At 59.0% G+C, this 17,985-nt stretch carries 15 protein-coding genes and 3 pseudogenes; 6 read left to right on the forward strand and 12 right to left on the reverse strand.

What is annotated here, in order from left to right; genetic code table 11:
- Nucleotides 1-10: 10 nt before the first annotated feature.
- From H1204_RS40715 to H1204_RS40725, 3 genes are all read right to left on the reverse strand, one after another.
- Nucleotides 11-778, reverse strand: coding sequence for an SDR family oxidoreductase (locus tag H1204_RS40715; RefSeq protein WP_180735789.1), 768 nt, complete (start codon nucleotides 776-778; stop codon nucleotides 11-13).
- 91 nt (nucleotides 779-869) lie between these two features.
- Entirely contained in the window at nucleotides 870-1,589 is a 720-nt protein-coding gene (locus tag H1204_RS40720) for a FadR/GntR family transcriptional regulator (RefSeq protein ID WP_007581098.1), read from the reverse strand.
- 270 nt (nucleotides 1,590-1,859) lie between these two features.
- On the reverse strand, nucleotides 1,860-2,258 hold the full coding sequence (locus H1204_RS40725) for a hypothetical protein (RefSeq protein ID WP_180735790.1): 399 nt from the start codon (nucleotides 2,256-2,258) through the stop codon (nucleotides 1,860-1,862).
- A gap of 664 nt (nucleotides 2,259-2,922) precedes the next feature.
- Here H1204_RS40725 and H1204_RS40730 point away from each other — a divergent pair.
- The 3 genes from H1204_RS40730 to H1204_RS40740 are packed head-to-tail and all read left to right on the forward strand — an operon-like array spanning nucleotide 2,923 to nucleotide 4,947.
- Nucleotides 2,923-3,552: a toprim domain-containing protein gene (locus H1204_RS40730; protein ID WP_180735791.1), complete on the forward strand. Its 630-nt coding sequence runs from the start codon at nucleotides 2,923-2,925 to the stop codon at nucleotides 3,550-3,552.
- Nucleotides 3,549-4,118 carry an exonuclease gene (locus H1204_RS40735; protein ID WP_180735792.1) on the forward strand — a complete coding sequence of 190 codons (570 nt, stop codon included), beginning with the start codon at nucleotides 3,549-3,551 and terminating at the stop codon, nucleotides 4,116-4,118. Before H1204_RS40730 ends, H1204_RS40735 begins: the two co-directional genes overlap by 4 nt.
- Before the next feature lie 43 nt (nucleotides 4,119-4,161).
- On the forward strand, nucleotides 4,162-4,947 hold the full coding sequence (locus H1204_RS40740) for a radical SAM protein (protein ID WP_243469126.1): 786 nt from the start codon (nucleotides 4,162-4,164) through the stop codon (nucleotides 4,945-4,947).
- Between the two features lie 495 nt (nucleotides 4,948-5,442).
- Here the strand turns inward: H1204_RS40740 and H1204_RS40745 are convergent.
- Nucleotides 5,443-5,805: pseudogene (locus tag H1204_RS40745) on the reverse strand (ATP-binding cassette domain-containing protein); the annotation flags it as partial.
- 44 nt (nucleotides 5,806-5,849) lie between these two features.
- On the opposite strand from H1204_RS40745, the gene H1204_RS40750 reads away from it, so the two are divergent.
- Nucleotides 5,850-6,662: an IS5 family transposase gene (locus H1204_RS40750; protein ID WP_180735120.1), complete on the forward strand. Its 813-nt coding sequence runs from the start codon at nucleotides 5,850-5,852 to the stop codon at nucleotides 6,660-6,662.
- Nucleotides 6,663-6,673: 11 nt separating this feature from the next.
- Here the strand turns inward: H1204_RS40750 and H1204_RS40755 are convergent.
- Nucleotides 6,674-8,047, reverse strand: a pseudogene (locus H1204_RS40755) (SbmA/BacA-like family transporter); the annotation flags it as partial.
- A 187-nt stretch (nucleotides 8,048-8,234) separates the two neighbouring features.
- On the reverse strand, nucleotides 8,235-8,690 hold the full coding sequence (locus H1204_RS40760) for a universal stress protein (RefSeq protein ID WP_007741014.1): 456 nt from the start codon (nucleotides 8,688-8,690) through the stop codon (nucleotides 8,235-8,237).
- A 993-nt stretch (nucleotides 8,691-9,683) separates the two neighbouring features.
- Here H1204_RS40760 and H1204_RS40765 point away from each other — a divergent pair.
- Both H1204_RS40765 and H1204_RS40770 read left to right on the forward strand, forming a co-directional pair.
- A complete protein-coding gene (locus H1204_RS40765) occupies nucleotides 9,684-9,956 on the forward strand; it encodes a DUF1488 family protein (protein ID WP_180735794.1) in 273 nt (90 codons plus the stop codon).
- Nucleotides 9,957-9,980: 24 nt separating this feature from the next.
- Nucleotides 9,981-10,397, forward strand: a complete 417-nt coding sequence (locus tag H1204_RS40770; RefSeq protein WP_180735795.1) for a hypothetical protein — start codon at nucleotides 9,981-9,983, stop codon at nucleotides 10,395-10,397.
- Between the two features lie 738 nt (nucleotides 10,398-11,135).
- Here H1204_RS40770 and H1204_RS40775 read toward each other — a convergent pair.
- The 6 genes and pseudogenes from H1204_RS40775 to H1204_RS40800 all read right to left on the reverse strand — a co-directional run bounded on the left by H1204_RS40775 (nucleotide 11,136) and on the right by H1204_RS40800 (nucleotide 17,954).
- Nucleotides 11,136-11,840 (reverse strand): OmpW family outer membrane protein, encoded by a 705-nt coding sequence (locus H1204_RS40775; RefSeq protein ID WP_180736267.1) that lies wholly within the window; start codon nucleotides 11,838-11,840, stop codon nucleotides 11,136-11,138.
- A 739-nt stretch (nucleotides 11,841-12,579) separates the two neighbouring features.
- Nucleotides 12,580-14,556: an acyl-CoA synthetase gene (locus H1204_RS40780; RefSeq protein WP_180735796.1), complete on the reverse strand. Its 1,977-nt coding sequence runs from the start codon at nucleotides 14,554-14,556 to the stop codon at nucleotides 12,580-12,582.
- Nucleotides 14,553-15,509: a fumarylacetoacetate hydrolase family protein gene (locus tag H1204_RS40785; RefSeq protein ID WP_180735797.1), complete on the reverse strand. Its 957-nt coding sequence runs from the start codon at nucleotides 15,507-15,509 to the stop codon at nucleotides 14,553-14,555. Before H1204_RS40785 ends, H1204_RS40780 begins: the two co-directional genes overlap by 4 nt.
- 34 nt (nucleotides 15,510-15,543) lie before the next feature.
- Complete coding sequence (locus H1204_RS40790; RefSeq protein ID WP_180735798.1) at nucleotides 15,544-16,614, reverse strand: VOC family protein; 1,071 nt, start codon at nucleotides 16,612-16,614, stop codon at nucleotides 15,544-15,546.
- A 13-nt stretch (nucleotides 16,615-16,627) separates the two neighbouring features.
- Nucleotides 16,628-17,326: pseudogene (locus H1204_RS40795) on the reverse strand (3-(3-hydroxyphenyl)propionate hydroxylase); the annotation flags it as partial.
- Between the two features lie 361 nt (nucleotides 17,327-17,687).
- Nucleotides 17,688-17,954: a hypothetical protein gene (locus H1204_RS40800; protein ID WP_180729654.1), complete on the reverse strand. Its 267-nt coding sequence runs from the start codon at nucleotides 17,952-17,954 to the stop codon at nucleotides 17,688-17,690.
- Nucleotides 17,955-17,985 lie beyond the last annotated feature (31 nt).

Consider the following 17,985-nt stretch of genomic DNA (forward strand, 5'->3'; position numbering starts at 1 on the left):
TGAGTTGCATTCAAAGCACGGCCAGCCAGCCTCCATCGACATAGATGATCTGGCCGTTGACATAGCTCGATGCGGGCGACGACAGATACACGGCCGTGCCGACGAGTTCTTCCGGTTTGCCCCAGCGTTGCGACGGGTTGCTGTTCTTGACCCATGCATCGAAGGCGGCGTTATCGACGAGCGCCTGATTCATGTCGGTCAGGATGTAGCCGGGACCGATCGCGTTCGCCTGGATGTTCGATGCAGCCCACTCGGCGCTCATGGCGCGGGTCAGCATCTTGATGCCGCCCTTCGCCGCTGTATACGCACCGACTGTCGCACGGGCCGCTTCGCTCGTCAGCGAACCGATATTGACGATCTTGCCGCCCGTGCCGCGCGCGATCATTCGCTTCGCCGCCTGCTTCGATACGATGAAGGCACTGGTCAGGTTCGTGTCGATCACGCGCTGCCAGTCCGACAGTTCGAGTTCGACGAGCGGCTTGCGAAACTGGATACCGGCATTGTTGATGACAATGTCGATGCTGATGCCATCCTTGTCCCATTGGACGAACGCATCGGCGACGGCCTGTTCGTCGGTCACGTCGAAGGCTCGGCCTTGCGCGCTGAAGCCCTTCGCATCCAGACGGCTGACCGCGTCGGCGACCGTATCGGCGCGTGTGCCATTCAGCATCACGCTCGCGCCTGCGGTTGCGAGTCCCTCCGCCAGCGCAAAGCCGATGCCGCGTGCCGAACCGGTGACGAGCGCCATGCGCCCGCTCAAGTCGAATAGCTGTGTCATCCGTGTCTCCTTGTGCGGAATTCAAAAACCAGGCGCGAAAACGCCCATCGCGACCGGTCTCCCGCCGCGACGATAGTGGAAGCGGGAAGCGTCAGACCGGTGTGTCGTTTGCGGTTTGCCTGAGCTTGTCGCGGTCTTCGAAGTCTTTCTCCGCACGCTCGATCAGCGTCAGTACCGCGGCCTCCGCGGCCGCTTCATCGCCCTTTTCGATCGCCACGCAAAGAGCCTCGTGCATCGGCAGCGAACGCGCCGGACCGCCGGCAATTTCGGAGCTGAGCTCAAAACTCGTCCGCAGGATCGCCGACAGCGCGTTTTGCATCTGCTGGACAAACTGGTTGTGGCAGGCGGTCAGGATTGCGCCGTGAAACGCGAGATCGGCGGGAACATATTCGCCATGGCCCGCGACTGCACGTTCCATCGCCTTGAAAGCGCGACGCACGGCAACGCGGTCTTCGTCGGTCGCGCGTCTGGCGGCGAGTTTGGCTGCGTTCGGTTCGATGATGAGGCGCAGTTCCATCAGGTCCTGGATCAGGCCGGCGTCAACCGTCCCCGCCCTCGCGCGCCACGTGATGACGTCCGGGTCGAACAGTTGCCATTGCGAACGCGGCAGCACGATCGTGCCGTAACGACGGCGCACCTGCAGCATGCCTTTCGCCGACAGCGACTTCATCGTCTCGCGAATCGTGATGCGACTGACCTGCATCTGTTCGGCGAGTACGGGCTCAGCCGGCAGGATGTCGCCCGGCGCGAACTTGCCTGAGCAGATCTGCTCGCCCATCTGGTTCAGGACCTGCCGATGCAGCGTTTCCATACTTTCGCCTCTACATCATACGTATGATGTAGAGATACTAGGCAAGCGACGAATCGAGTTCAACCAGGGATCTCCCTGTATATGAACGATGGGATTAGCAACCCTTTCGCGTGTGGCGATTAACTGTGGCTGAGTGGGGTTTCCCCGTGCATGTCCCGCGCGTGCCCGTCGAAAGCAGGCAGCCGCGGTTCCCCGGGCGCGCCCCATGCCAGTTTCCATCGTGATTGTTGTTAGCAGGGGCGCTTGACGGCCTTGGGCGTATGTAACGAGTCAGGTTAGCGCCGCGATCTGTTTGCATTTGGCCAAGCCATCCGTCGCATCTCGGACCCGAAGGCGACGTTCGTTGTACGCGATAGCGGTCACCCGAAATAGTGCATCATTGACAATTTCTTTCAGCGATGAGCGACTGCGGTAAGCCCATGAAATGTGATTGCCAGGATCAGCCTGCGATACGCCGGATTGACGGAACTTTACCTTCCCTGTTTCCCAGCTTTCAGCATGTGGATGCTGGCTCTTGGAGAGCGCTTCTTCGATGCCCAGTATGCGGACAGCTATGGGCTGCTGATGAATGGGAAAAATATCAGATTCAGCTTGCAGTAAAGGTCGCAGATGCTGAGAGCTGGAGCGTCTCAGATGAGGCCCAGCGTAAGGAATATCTTGCTCAGTCACGTGGGGAAAATGCGGCTGCAAGATGCATGTGGAACGGCTGCGACAAAAGTCAGCTGAACGGCAGCGCATACTGCGTCGACCATCTCTACGCCACTGGGCCAAGAGCCTGACCATTCTTCCAGTGGCCTGCTTGGTCGTCATGCAGTTGACTGAAAGACCGCCCTCGATATGTTGCAAGCGTCATGCTCTCACCTGCAATTCGCGTTGGCGAATTGGGCGCGTCATGTTGGGGTCGTCCCGAAACAAGCTGCGAAGATCGACGAGAAATTGTCGACGGTTCAGAGACCGATGTCGATCGGCTGCTTTTGGCCGATTTTTCACGTTGATCTTTGCAGGGAATTGCCGTCCGAACGCTACATGCGACAAATGACCGGTCTGAGTGATCGAAAGTCGACACGTCCACATGCGTAGCTTTGCCAGGGCCGATCAGCCTACGAATTTCGCCCTTTCCATCACGCCACGCCCGACTCAGGCGTTTGCCGTGAAAAGGCGCAGATTATCGCGGCAGCCTTAACGCGCGCAGCTATGAAACGGTTGCGTCAATGGATGGCGACTTAAAACAGGTCGCATTGCTTAACAGCCCCTGCATCATTAGCAGTTCCCGTTTGCGAGCCGCGCAATACATACTGCCATGGGTTGGTTTGGATGCAACGATCACCTGCAAATGCCGCGGTCCGGCGAGTTGCCGGACGAGCGCATTGCGCGCGCAATTTCCCTCGCTGGCACGCCCGGTCAAGCGTATGTCGAGCGTCGCGGCATCCCTCTCGATATCGCAGACGCCGCCGGGATGCGCTTCGATCCCGATTGGGACGGCCGGGCTGCCGTACTGGTCGGCCTGTATGACCATGACGGCGCACTGGCGTCGGTGCACGGCCGCTATCTCACCACCGTGCGTGGCCAGAACAAGATGCTGACGGTCGGCCGGAGCGGCGGGGTAGCCTGTGTCGGCGATGGCTGGCAGGCCAGACGCCTCATTCTGGTCGAAGGCATATTCGATGCTCTCTCGCTCGCAGTTTGCGGCTGGCCCGGTGTTGCCACCATCGGACGTTGGGCTCCCTGGTTGCCACAGATTTGCGCCCAGCGTGTCGTGTGGCTCGGTTTCGATGCGAACGCGCCCGGCGATCGCGAGGCGGAGCGCTATATGCAACTGCTGTCCGAGGCAACTGTGTATCGCCTGTTACCTCCCCCTCGATGTAAAGACTGGAACACCGCGCTAGCCAAATGCGGACCTGCCGCCGTGACACGCTGGCTTCGAGACCGAATAGCTGCCGTCGACGAAACGAGCATACGATGAGCGACAAACCCAAAACTGAGATCTATGTCAGCACGGACGTCGAGGTCGACGGGCCGATTCCAGGCCCGCATTCGATGCTCAGCTTCGCGTCCGCCGCGTATGGTGCAGACAAGGTACTGCACGGCACATTTTCCGCAACTCTCGAACTCCTGCCCGGCGCGAGCGGTCACCCCGACACGCTCGACTGGTGGTGCCAGCATCAGGAGGCCTGGCAGGCTGCGCGCACGAATCCACGGCCGCCACAGGCGGTTATGACCGACTATTTCGTATGGCTGGAGGGGCTGCCCGGGTTGCCCGTGTTCGTCGGCTATCCGGCGGCCTTTGACTTCATGTTCGTGTACTGGTATCTGATGCGCTTCGTGGGCCGCAGCCCTTTCAGCTTCTCTGCGCTCGACATAAAGACGATGGCGATGGTCCTTCTGCGCAAGGACTATCGTCGCAGCACGAAAAGCGCAATGCCCAGACGCTGGTTCGACGATCTGCCGCATAGCCATGTCGCTCTTGACGATGCACTCGAGCAAGGAGCATTGTTTTGCAACATGCTCAGCGAGAGCCGCAAACGCTGATTGCGGACAATTCTCCTCTACCATGAACCTGCACCTGCCGCTAATGGTCTGCTTCAGGGTCACGCGCTATTGCAATGCGCGTTGCGGCTTCTGCCTCGCGCCACCTGATGGCGCACATCCGCCCGCCGCGGTCCTCATGCAACGTCTGGATTGGCTGTCAAAACAGGGCGTTCGGGTTATCCATTTCTGCGGCGGCGAGCCAACCATTCACCCAGCCTTGCCGGAACTGCTGGCGTACGTTGCGTCGCGCGGCGGCGGCTCGCGACTTACAACGAACGGCATCGCCTTGCCGGAGCGCTTATTACCTGTCTTGCGCTCCGCAGGGACGCAGGTCAAGGTGAGTCTGCACGGCGACCGGGCACGTCATGACGCGCTTGTGGGGCGAGTTGCGTTCGATCTCGCAACCGAGCATCTCCGCTGTCTGCTTCGTGCCGGAATTCCCACGTCCGTTCAAACGACAATTATCTCCGACGGCGATTGGGTCCTCGACTGGATGGCGGATTTTTGCCTTACCGAAGGCGTACGGCAACTTAGCATTCTTCCGTTCATTCCGCGTGGAAACGGATTTCGCACGCAAGGCGAATACGGACTGACGCTCACCCAGCGGACCGCCCTTCGCGAGCACGTCCGGCGCAAGCGGCGATCGCTCCAAGGCCGCCTGGACGTGCGCTGGCTTGATTTCTCGGCTCGACCGCTGCATGTGGTGGAGGCCGATGGGCGCGTCGTACTCGAGTGCGCAAGTGAGTCGATGGACACCTTGTTGTGCACGATTCCCGGGGAAACAGTAGCGAGGAAACGCTTTGCCATTCGGCCGAGTGTCACTGGCTGATCTCTCTCCGGCGTCGGGATCGCACAAGGTCTGCCTTCGATTTGCGAGGTTGACTCTTCTGCCGTTCACTGAGCGCAGTCGAAATGCCGGTCTGATCTTGCAGATTTTGGACTGGCGCCGAACAAGCTTCAAGGCAATCGGGCAAAGCGGGTCGGACAGGCGATGTCCGATCGGCCTTACCCGTCATTCAGAGGTTGATGTTTTTGAGGCAGCTTTGCGTTGTTCTTCGGCCATTCGGACCTCCGCGACCGCAAAGGTCAGGTTTCGCCATCTGCGGATCAGTACTCCGACGCTCGAGCCGATTGCTGTCTAACGGCAGGTTTGAGAGATCGGACATGCTTTCATCGGGCATCCGTCAGGTTCCAAACTGAACCGGCCATTGGAATGACATCTTTCTTCGTTGCGCAAATGGCAACTATTGGCCGACGAACTTCGCCATCCCGATGTGTCATCCCGATTGCAGCGGCAATTGGCTGAGGGAACGCCCGAATACGGTCAAGTCGCTCCGTCCCGCTTGATATCGAGCGCCTCCTCGTGGAACCGCACAAGGGACTTGCGCTGCGCCACGCTGACGATCGCTCCTTTGTGCAGTCGTTCTGTGAGCAGGTGATACAGATGCGCTTCAGTTTCGCTGTCAAGCGCACTCGTTGCTTCGTCGAGGAACACATAGTCGGGCTTGTGCAGCAACACACGCGCAACCGCCAGTCGCTGCTGCTCGCCCGGGGAAAGAATGCGCCACCAGGGATCCGATTCCTGCAGGCGGTTCGCAAAGCCTTCAAGCCGGCACGCACGCAGTACCTCCCGGCACTCGTCGTCACTAAAGGTGTTAGCGTTCGCGGGATAGGCAAGTGCGGCCTTAGACGGTGTTAGGCACTTCCGGTCAAACCTGGTACCCTGGAGGCATGACAAAAGAGAAACGTAAAGCCTACCCGACAGACGTGTCAGACGAAGAATGGAGCTTCGTGGCAGCGTATCTGACGTTGATGGATGAGAGTGCGCCACAGCGGAAATATGAGTTGCGGGAGATGTTCAATGCGTTGCGCTGGATGGCTCGCGCTGGGGCTGCTTGGCGAATGCTGCCGACCAACTTTCCACCGTGGGAACTCGTGTACCAGCAGACGCAACGATGGCTGGCGGCCGGCTGTTTCGAGTGCATGGTGAGTGACCTTCGTTCGATCGTCCGTGTGGCGCAGGGGCGGCAGGGGCAGCCCAGCGCGGTGATCCTTGATGGCCGTACGTTGCAATCGACATGTGAAAGCGGTCCACGCGCAGGCTATGACGGCTACAAGCGCAAGCGTGGCAGCAAGGTGCATATGGCGGTCGACACGCTGGGTCAGTTGCTCGCCGTACACGTGACACCGGCCAACGAGCAGGAACGGGCCCAGGTGGCAGAACTGGCGCGCCAGGTGCAACAGGCAACGGGAGAAACCGTGAAAGTGGCCTTTGCCGATCAGGGTTACACGGGCGAAGATCCTGCGCAGGCCGCGCGCGCCCAGGGAATTGATCTCCAGGTGGTCAAGCTCGATGAAGCGAAAAAGGGTTTCGTGCTGTTGCCACGGCGATGGGTAGTCGAGCGCAGCTTCGGATGGCTCAACCGCTTTCGACGCCTTGCACGTGACTACGAACGCTTGCCCGAAACACTCGCAGGCCTGCATTTTGTCGTCTTCGCCATGCTTATGCTTGTCCATGCAATTCCAGTACTTCGAAGTTCCTAACACCGTCTAAAGGTGCCTGCCGGCAAATAGCTTTGCTGGGGGATGAACATCATGCGCGCGCCCACTGGTGCATCGATCAAGCCGTTGCCGAACGGCCAGAGACCCGCGAGGGCCCGTAAAAACGTGCTTTTCCCTGAGCCCGACATCCCGCGGACAAGCCACCGTGAACCAGGCTTTACTGCGATGTCACGCACATTCGCAAGCGTTTTGCCATCTGGCAACGCAAGTGAGAGGTTGTGCGTGACGAGTTGGTTCTCATCGACATAGTGCAGGTTGATACCGCCATGCTCGGTAGCCGGCGAGACGGACTCCTTCAGATGGGACTGCTGCATCACGCGCTCGAACTCGCTCAGACGGTTTGCTGTCGCACGCCACTCGACGAGCGTATCGTAATTGTTGATGAACCACGAGAGTGATTCGCTAACCGAACTGAATGCGTCGGTGATCTGCATCAGCGTGCCGAAACTTACCGCGCCTGCGAAATAGCGGGGCGACGCAACGACGAGCGGAAAGATGTCGGCGACCTGCGCATAAAAGTTGAGCACGAAGCTGTAGCGTCTCGTGTACTTCATGAAGCGCCACCAGTTTTCACGAATGCGGGCGAAAAGGTCGTTGGCATTCGATTCCTCGGTTTGCATGCCGACATAAAACGCAATCTCCTCGGCGTTTTCACGCAAACGGATCAAACCGAACCGAAAATCCGCCTCGACGCGCTGTCGCTGGTAGTTGATCGACACGAGCGGGTGACCAATCCTGTTAGTCACGAGCGCACCGACAATCGCATAGGCGATGGCTGCCCAAAGCATGTAGCCCGGAATCTGAACGGATGAGGAGCCGACCATAACAGTCAAAGCGCCTGCCGTGCTCCACAGGACAATGGAGAACCAGACCAACGTCTCGACCGTCGACAGCAGATCGAGCGTGAGAGAAAGGGTTGTGGTCGCGAACAGGTTGAGGTCAGCGGCGATACGCTGGTCTGGATTGTCGGCGAGCCGATCGCGCTCGACTCGATAGAAGGTGCCGCCGTCCAGCCATCTGTTCAGATAGCGCCGGGTCAGCCACTGGCGCCATTGAAAGCCAAGCATCTGACGCAGATAGCGGTTGTACACGGAGATGATGATGAACGCGAATGCGAGTACCGCAAAAATCAGCACAAGTTGCGGAAATTCGCGTACGTTCCTGCTTTCCAATGCGTCGTAGAAATCGCGGCTCCATGTGTTCAGGCGGGCATTGATGCCTACCATCAACAGGTCCATTATGACGATTGCCATCAGCAGTCCCCACGCGGCGCCGCGTTCCTCGGAGACCCAATACGGCTTGATCAGACTCCATGCTGAGACATGGTCGAGTTGCCCAGTTGCAAGGCCGGATGGTGTGTTGGTCATGAGCTTACCTTTAACGCAAAGCGATCGCGGATCGAGCAAAGCAGTAATTTCCGATACAGTCTGCGCCTCGGACTGCGTCACTCACCACCAGCACTCAGCTTTTCGCAGGGCGAAACGGCTCAGGCCGACCCCGAAGAGACGGTCGTATTTCCCCAAAACGGACGCTCCTCTGCCTGGGATCCTGAGGTTAGCCCTTCTCCCGGGTTTCGATCAGTACCGCACAGGGCGCCTTCTCGATGACTATTCCGCAGGTTGACTGGTTGGCCCAGCGGCGTAGCCGTGACAGATGGTGATGTCCCATCACAATGACTTCCGCAGTCAGCTGCCGGGCTTGTTCGACGACGACTTCGGGTGGATTTCCCGCGCAGAAATGCTGCTCCACCGTAAGGTTCCGGGCGGCGAGCTGTGCAGCAGCTGCAGCCAGGACGGATTGTGCGAACGACGTCTGCGCATGTGCGCACGGATAGGTCAGGCCATCGGGCGCGACACCGTCCTCGCAACCGGGAGGCAACGCGTAGGATGGGTCGACAACGCATAGAAGGTGTACGGTTGCCGTACCGGGTGCCGCCACACGGCCGGCCAGCTCGACGACGTGGACAGTCTGGGGTGAGCCGTCCAGCGGGACGAGGAGAATATTGAACATGGTTACAGATACCCCTCGAAGATCGGATTCACGCCTCCGCGACACGCGCGACCATTTGCGGCTGTCCATTAAGCGCGTCATGACACGCGTGGCGCAGCACGGAAACCTCGTTCGCCCAGCGCGCGATTGCCGTAAAAGGGCTCTCGCTATCCGGTGAAAAACGCAACATGTACATTGCAGAATCGTGCAAGTGCCCTGTCAAGTAAACGAGTGAATTCGAAAAGCTGTGCGTGTCGCCGGTTGAATTGCGCAACGGCTGGAATGCACGTGCCCTGGTAACGTGGACTACTGGATGCGCGTTGATTGATTGTTGACGATTTTGGAGGCGCCGCAGAATGGCTGAATGTGGCCGATAGCACCAGTTCGAGAGCGCTCTCCAGAGCCGACGTTAAAACGCGTCGCTTCAGCATTCCGGCGATTTGTTTGAACGCGAACTATCGGCGTCGAGATCGCGGAACCAGTTCTCGCTGCCTGTTCAATCAACGAGCGTCGACTGGTATCGCCCGACAGCTCAAGCCGGACAAGGGTTTCCGGCCGATGCACCCTATCGAAGTGACAATACCCAGCAAAAGTCGAAAAAACCCGCAAATTCAAAGACATACAGGAGTCCACGCGCCCCGCTTCCGGGGGCAAAAACGCCCATTTGCATCCTAATAAAATCAAAAGGTTACATGGGGGTTTTGAACAGGGCTAACTTGCCAAAAACGATGAAAGCGGGTCCGCGCATCTGATGGAGATCGCGCGCGGCGGGCGAGCGGGAGTTGAGATGCCAGTCCGCGTCCAGTCGTCGGTTCCAGCCCTTGCTACCAGTTCTCCGATGACCAGGAAACAGGCAATTGCGCTCGCACCCTTGGCGTCGAAGTTGCTGGTCGATGAAGGAATAACCCAGCGGGCCGCCGAAGAATGCCCCAAAATCACAGAATCCCAATATTCAGGCCGCATCGTCTGTGCAACAATCATTCACACGCTTTTTTGCATTGCTCGCTGATTGCCATGGAAACCACCCTAGAACTCGAACCCCAGCTGCTTGCCGGTCGCCGTGGCGTGTCATTCAACCTGCTCCGCCCAGATGGCACGGTTGATTGCATGGTCACGATCAAGGCGCTGCAGGATTACTTCTGGCTTGAACCCGACGCCGATGACGTTCGTGTCCTGAGAGCCTTCCGCAACGGATACGCCCGCATCAGGGCGATCGCCGAACGCAAGGTGCTTGCCCATCCGACGGCGCAGCTTGAGCTGACAGCGGACGATTTCGCGCGACCGTGAGCGCGCAATGCAAAGCGTCGCACGATGCATGTCGGCCGCTCGCGGGCGAACGGCATCCTCACCGGCAACACCCCGCGCTCCAATGTCATCCTGTCCATGCCGATGATCTTCGACGACAACGCGCGCGCCGAGATGCTCTGCTATCTCGTAGTTGGTGAGCTTGTCGCCATGGCGCGTACGGGAGACTGGCTCAGGACGGATCACCTGGTTGAACTGTCCCGTATCTGGATGCACGCCAACGGCGCGCAATCTGAATGGCAGGAACGCATTGGCATCGCACGGATAGACGCCGAGTTCGCACCCGATGTCCTCGCAACAATCGACCTCAGGACGGAAAAGACACTGGCGTCGCTATTTACTGATGGCTGGCGTCTCGACTACCGTGTTCCGGTCGTCTGTGAGATTCACGACAGGTGCGCTGCGAGACTGCGACGCATGTAGACAGCCAGCGCCGTGTGCGAGGTAGTGGTCCCCAGCGAACTACCCGCTCCGGCCGACGCATGTCTCTGTGCAGATATCGTCGGTTGTGTCGTCACATTCGCCACGGTAGGTCAGGGACATCGAGCGGCCGCTCGATATTTTCGCTCGATGACAAGACGTCAGCCACTGCGGACGTTCGGCGATACGAGGCGATGCCACGAACGGCTTGTAGCTGCGGCTGGCACTTGATATCGAGTGCTGCACGGTCGACACAACATACGACTCTGGCGACCGGGTGCATGCTTTTGCTGTACGTGCATGATGATGGTCCGGTGAATTTCCGACTGTGAGCCAGCCGCGCGGCTGCGTCCATGACATCGCCCTACATTGTGAATGCGGTCGACCCCGTATAACGATATTAAACTCATACATGACCATATTATCAATTAAGAATTAAAATCTGGATTGAGCCCATCACGATAAGCGGGAAAGCGGCGCGCCGTCAGGTCAAGGACCGTGGGCAAGGCAAAAGGAATGGTCTTGAGGACCCTGTCGTTTCATTATTCGGTCCAAAGGGAAGCTTTACTGCACAAGCGATGGCATGAGGGCACGACTGACCGCTTCCCCGGGCGAGCGCGGTCATGCCGGGCTGTGGGTTGGCGACCGGCTAACGCCGGGCCCCGGTGCAAAAGCGTGTGCCGTGATATGTCGTATCCCATGTCTTTGATGAGCTTCAAACGTCTCGCCTGGTTGTACGCGCTAGAACGTATAGTCGACGTTCACGAAGACGTTAAGCGGATTAAGTCTGAGCGTCGATCTGGAAACGATCTGCGTTCCCGTTGCGGTCTGACCGTATAACGTAAGGTGGGTTGTCACTGGCACGTAACCGACAGAGGTTCCGACCGACCAGTGTTTTGTAATCGCGTAATTTGCCCCGATCTCGAATACGGGATTCCACGACGAACTGAGTTCCGCATGAGCCGAACCGCCTGGCCCAAGGCTATCCGTGACAAACTGGCCATTGGAAATCCGGACCTGCGTGAACCACGTATAGTTCACGCCCAGACCAACGAATGGACGGAATTTCGACGCGGCTGAAAACAGGTGGTATCGAAGTTCGATGGCGGGCGGCATCGGCTTTGTCGAGCCGAGGTTGCCGTACTTCTGTAGCGTCCCATCGCCAACCAGATTTACTTTGAGTGGCAGACCGAAAAGCATGGCGACACCGATGTTGTCCGTGACGTAGTACTCGGTGGTAATTCCCACAGTATCCGAAGAAGTCGGATGCGCCCCACTGGCGGGCAACTGCTGATTCACCGTTACACCGCCAATGCTTTGCACGGTTAGTGGCGATGCATCGCCCTGCGGCGCAATGTGAAGCCATCCCGTTGACAGCGTGATGCTTCCGGCCGATTGCGCATTAGCATCGTCGGTAAGCGCGGCTGAGAAGATACAAGCCGCCATACCGGCAGTGCTGATTATTCGCCTGCAATTTTTCACGTGTCGTCTCCTGTCTCGTTGCATGGACATTTTTATGAACGCCAGTGCATCCCGCGGAACCAATCCGCGCTCTGCCAATGGGGTTGTGTCGTTCTCCATAGTCTTCGTCCGGCTATGAAGGTCAACGGTGTCTTCTGTTACGTAGTCATACTAAATATATCAATGACGGTATCGATATATAGAACACCGGTACCTCGCTCAAACTCGGTTTGTAAAAAACTTACGCGTGACCTTTTGCGGTTCCGTCTACACCGTACCTGCCGGTAGCGGAATTTAAAGCCGTCCAGTTACCTGTACTCTGTCCGTTCCGCATAGGTACTGATACAGATTCCCCCTCAACCGCCATGCACGCTAGTAAGCGCGCATCGCAAGGCGCTCAGCCTCGGGCGGGAACACACACCACGCACCGTCGCGGTGCCGGAAGAAAAACAGTCCAACCGGTCCTGTCGGCAGCATTAGTTCGATACGCACATAGTGTTTCCGATTCGAGCCCGCATGACCGAATCGCGTAACCCTAACCGGCGCCGCAGAAGTCGGCCCGAGCCATTTTTCGACAAGCGAACGCAAGGACCTTTCCGAGGTAGTACTCGTTCTCTTTCCCATCAAAATCGTTTCGAGTTCTTGACTCATGCCACCAGCGTCTGGGGTACGGTATCGGCCACTTGCACGTGACTTTACGTTCCCGCCAATGCCTTTGCTCCTGTTACCTTGGCCTGCCAGGCACCTCGGTCGCTTCCGGACTATCACGATTGTTCTGCGGCTTCGCGGCAGCCGACACGGAAAATGCGAACGGAAAACGTCCGAGTGCGGAAGTCGCCAAGGCTTCCAGCGCGGGGTCGGGAAGTTCGACGTGCATCGAAATCCCGCGCGAACTGTCTTCAATGATGCTGACGGATGCATCCTCGAGGCCGACCGCGACGAGTGCCGACTTAACCGCGTCTTCCGTTTCGCGTCGTCTCAGCGCAGGCTTGAATATCTTGCCGACGCCTGTCAGTGGCATCGCATCCACGATCCGTATTCCCTTTGGACACGCGGCACGCTCGCTGATCTCGTGACGCAGAAACTCCACCAGTTCCGCTTCGGTTGCGGTGGTGCCTGGTTTTAGCTGGACATATGCAACCGGCAACTCACCCGCATGGATATCGGGGCGACCCACGGCTGCGGCAATCTGGACTGCGGGATGGCGGTGAAGTGGTTCCTCGATTGCCGCCGGATCGATGTTGTGTCCGCCACGGATAATCAGCTCCTTCTTACGGCCGGTGAGCCAGAAATAACCGTCGGCGTCACAGCGCCCGAGATCGCCGGTATTGAGCCAGCGGCCGCCATCACCTGACTCCATCCAGATGCCGCTGTTCTGCTCCGGCCGGATATAGCCAGCGAACACGTTTGGACCGGAGATAACCAGTTGGCCGACCTCATCGGCAACGCAATCCCGTACATACCTGCCGGTTTCATCGACCACCACTGCTTTCATTGCCTGACCGGGCAAACGAAGACCAATCGAACCGACCCTGCGCTCGCCAAGCGACGGGTTAACGCTGCTAATGCAGGTCCCTTCGGTAAGGCCGTAGCCTTCAAGGATTCTTATTCCTGTACGGTGCTGGAAGGTGCGAAGTAATTCGGCGGGCATGGGTGCAGCCCCGCACAGGCCATACTCGAGCGAGCTGATATCGTGCTCTTCGACCGGGACATCCAGTAGCGACCCGTAGAGCGTTGGCACACCGCTGAAGAAGTTGACGCGGTAGTGCTCGACAATTTCCCAGAAGCGCTTGACAACCCCCTCGCCGCGATACCCTTGCGGCGTGCCGAGCACGACGTGGGCACCACGCGAGAACGCCAGCAGACCTGTCACCGTCACGGCGTTGACGTGGAAAAGCGGTAATCCGCACAGAATCGTTTTGCCTGGGCCAATGGATTCACCGAAGAATTGACCCGCGTTCCACGCATTGGCCACCTCGTTGCCATGCCGGCGCATCGCAATCTTTGGGAGTCCCGTGGTGCCGCCCGTGCAGAAGTAGGACGATTCATCATCGATGCTTATCCGACGCGTGCTGCTGAGCGCCGCCCCAGACTCACCTGCGATTGCAGTGTTGAAGTCGTGGATACGGATCTGGGAAGGAGCCGCGCTTCGCAAACGTTGAAGCATCCCGACCGCAAAGTGCTCTTCGCCCGGCATACGGTCAGCCAGATTGACGAGCACCAGATCCTTCAGGGTGGGAACCGTATGCAACACTGCTCGCACTTTTTGCCAAAGGTCGGTGCCCCCAAACGGCGCCAGCGTGACGAGCACGCTGGCCCCTGAGGCGTTGAGCAGTTCGCCGATGGCTTCCGCTTCAAGGAGCGGATTGATCGCGCAGACAATTCCGGCCGCCTCGCCGCCCCAGATGACGAAATGCGTCTCGGGGAGGTTCGGCAGTACATATGCGATGACCGAGTCGTGTTGCACGCCCAATTGCGCAAACATGTTCGCGGTCCGCGTGACATCGTGCACGAGCTCACTGTATGTCCAGCGCTCTGCGTACCGGTAGTCATCGGCCGTTGCAAAGAATGAGAGCGCGGGTGCGGACGGATTAATCGCAGCGCCCCGGCAGATCATCTCGTAAGTGCTCGTTGGCAGATCCGCCGGTGGTCCCTGCCTTTCGATGGCAAGGACATCGTCCATGCTTGTGACGCCTTTCATGCTGCGTCTTCCATGACAACGTTGCGTTGGACGCCAAGATTGATCGAGCGGTCATAGCTGACGATCTGCGCCTCCACGACGTCCCCGACCTGCAGGTACTGCGGCCTTTCCGCCTGCATCTGGAGAAACAGCCGCCATTTTTCCGCTTCAGGCAACTGCGCCGCGGCGCGTTGCTTTTCGGGTGACGGAACGCTTAGTGCGCAACCGGAGGGCGTCCCAGTCGCGAGCAGGTCCCCGGCGCGCAGGTCCTGTACGCCGGAAAGCTCCGTCAGGGTCTCTGCAGGCCCATAGACGAGTCCCGCAGTGGAGTCGTTCTGACGGACTGTGCCGTTCACGGTCAGCGTCAGCACGAGCTCCTTCAACTTCGGAATGTCCGCTTTCTCAAGCAGGCAAAGATAGGGACCCACCGGGCCAAACGTGCGATAGCTCTTGCCCTTGTAGAACTGCATCTGCGGAATCTGGATGTCACGCGCGGAATAGTCGTTCACGATCACGGCGCCGGCGATGTACTCATGCAGGTTCTCGTCGGTGACCGTTTCGCGCGACGTGATGTCACGTTTGAGCACAAGACCGAGTTCGATTTCATAGTCAAGAAACCGCACCTCGTTCGGCTTCACAAGGGTCGAGTCGGCCGGAACGATGCAACTGGTCGCCTTCGTGAAGATCATGTTGAACTTCTTCACATCCGGGTCCATGCCGGACTCAATCATATGCTGTCGGTAGTTCGCGCCCTGACAGATGAACTGCTGATTGATGGTCACCGGCGACAACCATTGCACTTCCGATTCGGGAATCGTCGGACCGCTCAGCACCAGCAGCCGTTCAACGGGATTGGCCTCGATAAACTCGGCGGTTGACCTGAACTCGCCCGGAATCGGCGTGATAGCGCCATTTGCTACCACGCCCCACTGGGCGCGGCCATGATGCAGGTAATGCAGAATGTGAAGTGCCATTTATCGATCTCCGGATTCCATGGAAGGGTTTTGTTCAGGCGAAAATCTTTGCCAGCGCCCGCAGCTTGCTCAATGTCAGGTCGGGGCTGCGGCGCAGGTTGCCGAGGAGCGCCACGATGCTCGCTGGCGTGAATCTGGGCTTTGTGAAACTGCGTGGCATTGTCGGTCCCCATTGCGCCATTGCCTCGCGGCTGACGGCATGCAAACCCGTCGGCACCTCAGCCGTAAAAAGGTCGCCGTCGCAATAGTGCTCGTGCTTGTCGCCCCACGGGTCCTGCCAGTAGTCGAAGATCTGGCTGCCCAGGATATGGCGCCCAATTCCCCACGCATGCGTCCAGCCCTTTTCGCGCAGCACGCGCTGCCCCATGCCGACTGCATCGGCGTCGACGACCTCGTAGGCGCTGTGGCTATACGTGGGAATGAAGCCTTGCGCGAGTGCGAGCGTGTGGTGATCGGCCGGCTTGTCGCCGAGATCAAGCCGCATGAACGCGACGACGGGTGAGCCATCGGGAAGCACCTGGACGTCGCTGGGGATGAAGCCGAAATGTTGCGCATACCATGCGCAGGTTTCCTGGTAGTCCGCGAGTTCAAGCACGATGTGGCCAAGCCGGATAATTTCTGGCGCATGCTCGGGCAGCCGCTGCGTCCCGTTGATCCGGACGGCTGCATCCACGGAGTTGAATGGCAAAGGTGACCGATGGGACAGCGTGGCAGCTGGCGCCTGGCCCCATATCGCGTCGACGCGAAAGCCCGAAGGATCTGTTAGTCGTACCACATAGCCGCCGCCGGGCAATTGCGAGCGTTCGACGTCCGAAGCGCCAGGCAGTTTTGCAAGCGCATCAAGATCTGCCCTGTTATCTACCTGTAACCCGAAGCCGACGAAACGGGATTTGGATGCCTTCCGGACGACATAGCAGAAGTGGGAAGCAGCCGTTCCCCGAAGCAGCAGAAGCGCTTCACCGCGCGATACGGTTCGAAGCCCGAAGTCATTGAGAAACTGTTCGGCTTTCTCGAGGTCTGGCCGGTCGAACATCAGATAGGCCAATGCCGACGCTTTTGTCGTGGGATCGGGGTGACGGGCCGGCTGTGCAGTGGTGAGTTTCATGGCGGAAAAGAAATCAGACGGTTCGGATGGCGTATTCGGGTTCAAGCGTCGGCGCACTGACGGGGTTACACAGCAAGTCCAGACTCTCACGCACGATACGGTTTGCGTCGGCGACCGGACCATCGTGGACAATCGTCCTGTCGGGCCGAACTACGGCGACCCACCCGACGGGCACCAGCCCGGGAAGGAATACGCCTTCGAGGTCTTCCCAGCTGTCTAACGGGGCAAGATGCAGCCGTTGCCCGCGATGGGCAATCTGAACGATGCTCCCCCCGGCACGCGCAAACGCTGCGGCCGTCGCGTGCTCGAGCGAAGCCGCGGCGTCAATACCAAACCCGATCAGGGCGAGACCCTGCCCGAGCACGTCGTCGCTCAGGCGTGTTGTGCCATCCGAACCTCTAACCCAGCCTTGTGCGATGACCGCGCCACGAACAAGCTTTGCGCAGGAGCGGCCCTGGACGAACAGTCCGCTGCCAAATGCATTCTTCGGCTTGATCTGCAGCTCCTCGAATTGCGCGCGCAGGCGCGGCGCCAGTCTCGAAAGACGCATCAACCCATGCGTGAACAGGGCGACGGCGCCATTTCGCGGCATGACCAGCTTGCCCATGAATTTTGCTAGTTTGATCATCGCCTTCGCGTGGGGACGCCGCTCCTCGTCATAGGTTTCCAGAATCGTCGGGCCTGCACGTCCCTGCACCACCTGTGAACGCCGGTCTAAATCCGACACTAAACGACGGCGTTTCGGAATTGAGCCGTTAGACGACCTATTCTCGTTGAGCAGTGTGTGGGGAACACGTACAGCAGGGTATCGATGACGCTTTGTGCGTCGTAAGGAGCCCGTAGGGCGAGTGCAGACGCGCAAAGCGCGTTGAGGATGACGGCGGGGAGCGGTTGCGGTAGAAAGGCGCAGCGCCGAAGAAACCACTGGCGCGACACCGGTAAACCGCCAAGTTCACCCCGGAGTCGCGCCACACAAGTCGCAATGCAAAGCCACGGGGCTTAACAGAGGAGCGCGTGCAGCCGCAGTATTCCACGGCTCGTGCGCCCCTGTCTATCGCATTGTCTTCGGCGTTCTACGGGGATCGCCGATGACCGAAGGCAATGCCGGTGGCATGCTGCCCACGGGCCGTTTCTTCCTGTGCGCCCGCTGCCGCACGCAGGTGTTCATTTGCCGCCGATGTGATCGAGGCCAGATCTATTGCGCCGGCGGCTGTGCGCAAGCAGCCCGGCGCGCCAGCTTGCGCGAAGCGGCTCAACGTTACCAGCGCTCTCGCCGCGGGCGTCTTGCCCATGCGCAGCGCGCCCGTCGCTATCGGGCGCAACGCAATAAAGTGACGCATCACGGTTCACCTGCGACGGCGCCCAGTGCTC

This window comes from Paraburkholderia sp. PGU19 (genome assembly GCF_013426915.1).
Lineage (GTDB): Bacteria > Pseudomonadota > Gammaproteobacteria > Burkholderiales > Burkholderiaceae > Paraburkholderia.

Bases quoted from the DNA above. Each gene is read 5' to 3' on its own strand.
- H1204_RS40715 (WP_180735789.1), bottom strand. From the start codon at position 778: ATGACACAGCTATTCGACTTGAGCGGGCGCATGGCGCTCGTCACCGGT.
- H1204_RS40720 (WP_007581098.1), bottom strand. From the start codon at position 1,589: ATGGAAACGCTGCATCGGCAGGTCCTGAACCAGATGGGCGAGCAGATC.
- H1204_RS40730 (WP_180735791.1), top strand. From the start codon at position 2,923: ATGCCGCGGTCCGGCGAGTTGCCGGACGAGCGCATTGCGCGCGCAATT.
- H1204_RS40735 (WP_180735792.1), top strand. From the start codon at position 3,549: ATGAGCGACAAACCCAAAACTGAGATCTATGTCAGCACGGACGTCGAG.
- H1204_RS40740 (WP_243469126.1), top strand. From the start codon at position 4,162: ATGGTCTGCTTCAGGGTCACGCGCTATTGCAATGCGCGTTGCGGCTTC.
- H1204_RS40750 (WP_180735120.1), top strand. From the start codon at position 5,850: ATGACAAAAGAGAAACGTAAAGCCTACCCGACAGACGTGTCAGACGAA.
- H1204_RS40760 (WP_007741014.1), bottom strand. From the start codon at position 8,690: ATGTTCAATATTCTCCTCGTCCCGCTGGACGGCTCACCCCAGACTGTC.
- H1204_RS40765 (WP_180735794.1), top strand. From the start codon at position 9,684: ATGGAAACCACCCTAGAACTCGAACCCCAGCTGCTTGCCGGTCGCCGT.
- H1204_RS40770 (WP_180735795.1), top strand. From the start codon at position 9,981: ATGCATGTCGGCCGCTCGCGGGCGAACGGCATCCTCACCGGCAACACC.
- H1204_RS40775 (WP_180736267.1), bottom strand. From the start codon at position 11,840: ATGGCGGCTTGTATCTTCTCAGCCGCGCTTACCGACGATGCTAATGCG.
- H1204_RS40780 (WP_180735796.1), bottom strand. From the start codon at position 14,556: ATGAAAGGCGTCACAAGCATGGACGATGTCCTTGCCATCGAAAGGCAG.
- H1204_RS40785 (WP_180735797.1), bottom strand. From the start codon at position 15,509: ATGGCACTTCACATTCTGCATTACCTGCATCATGGCCGCGCCCAGTGG.
- H1204_RS40790 (WP_180735798.1), bottom strand. From the start codon at position 16,614: ATGAAACTCACCACTGCACAGCCGGCCCGTCACCCCGATCCCACGACA.
- H1204_RS40800 (WP_180729654.1), bottom strand. From the start codon at position 17,954: ATGCGTCACTTTATTGCGTTGCGCCCGATAGCGACGGGCGCGCTGCGC.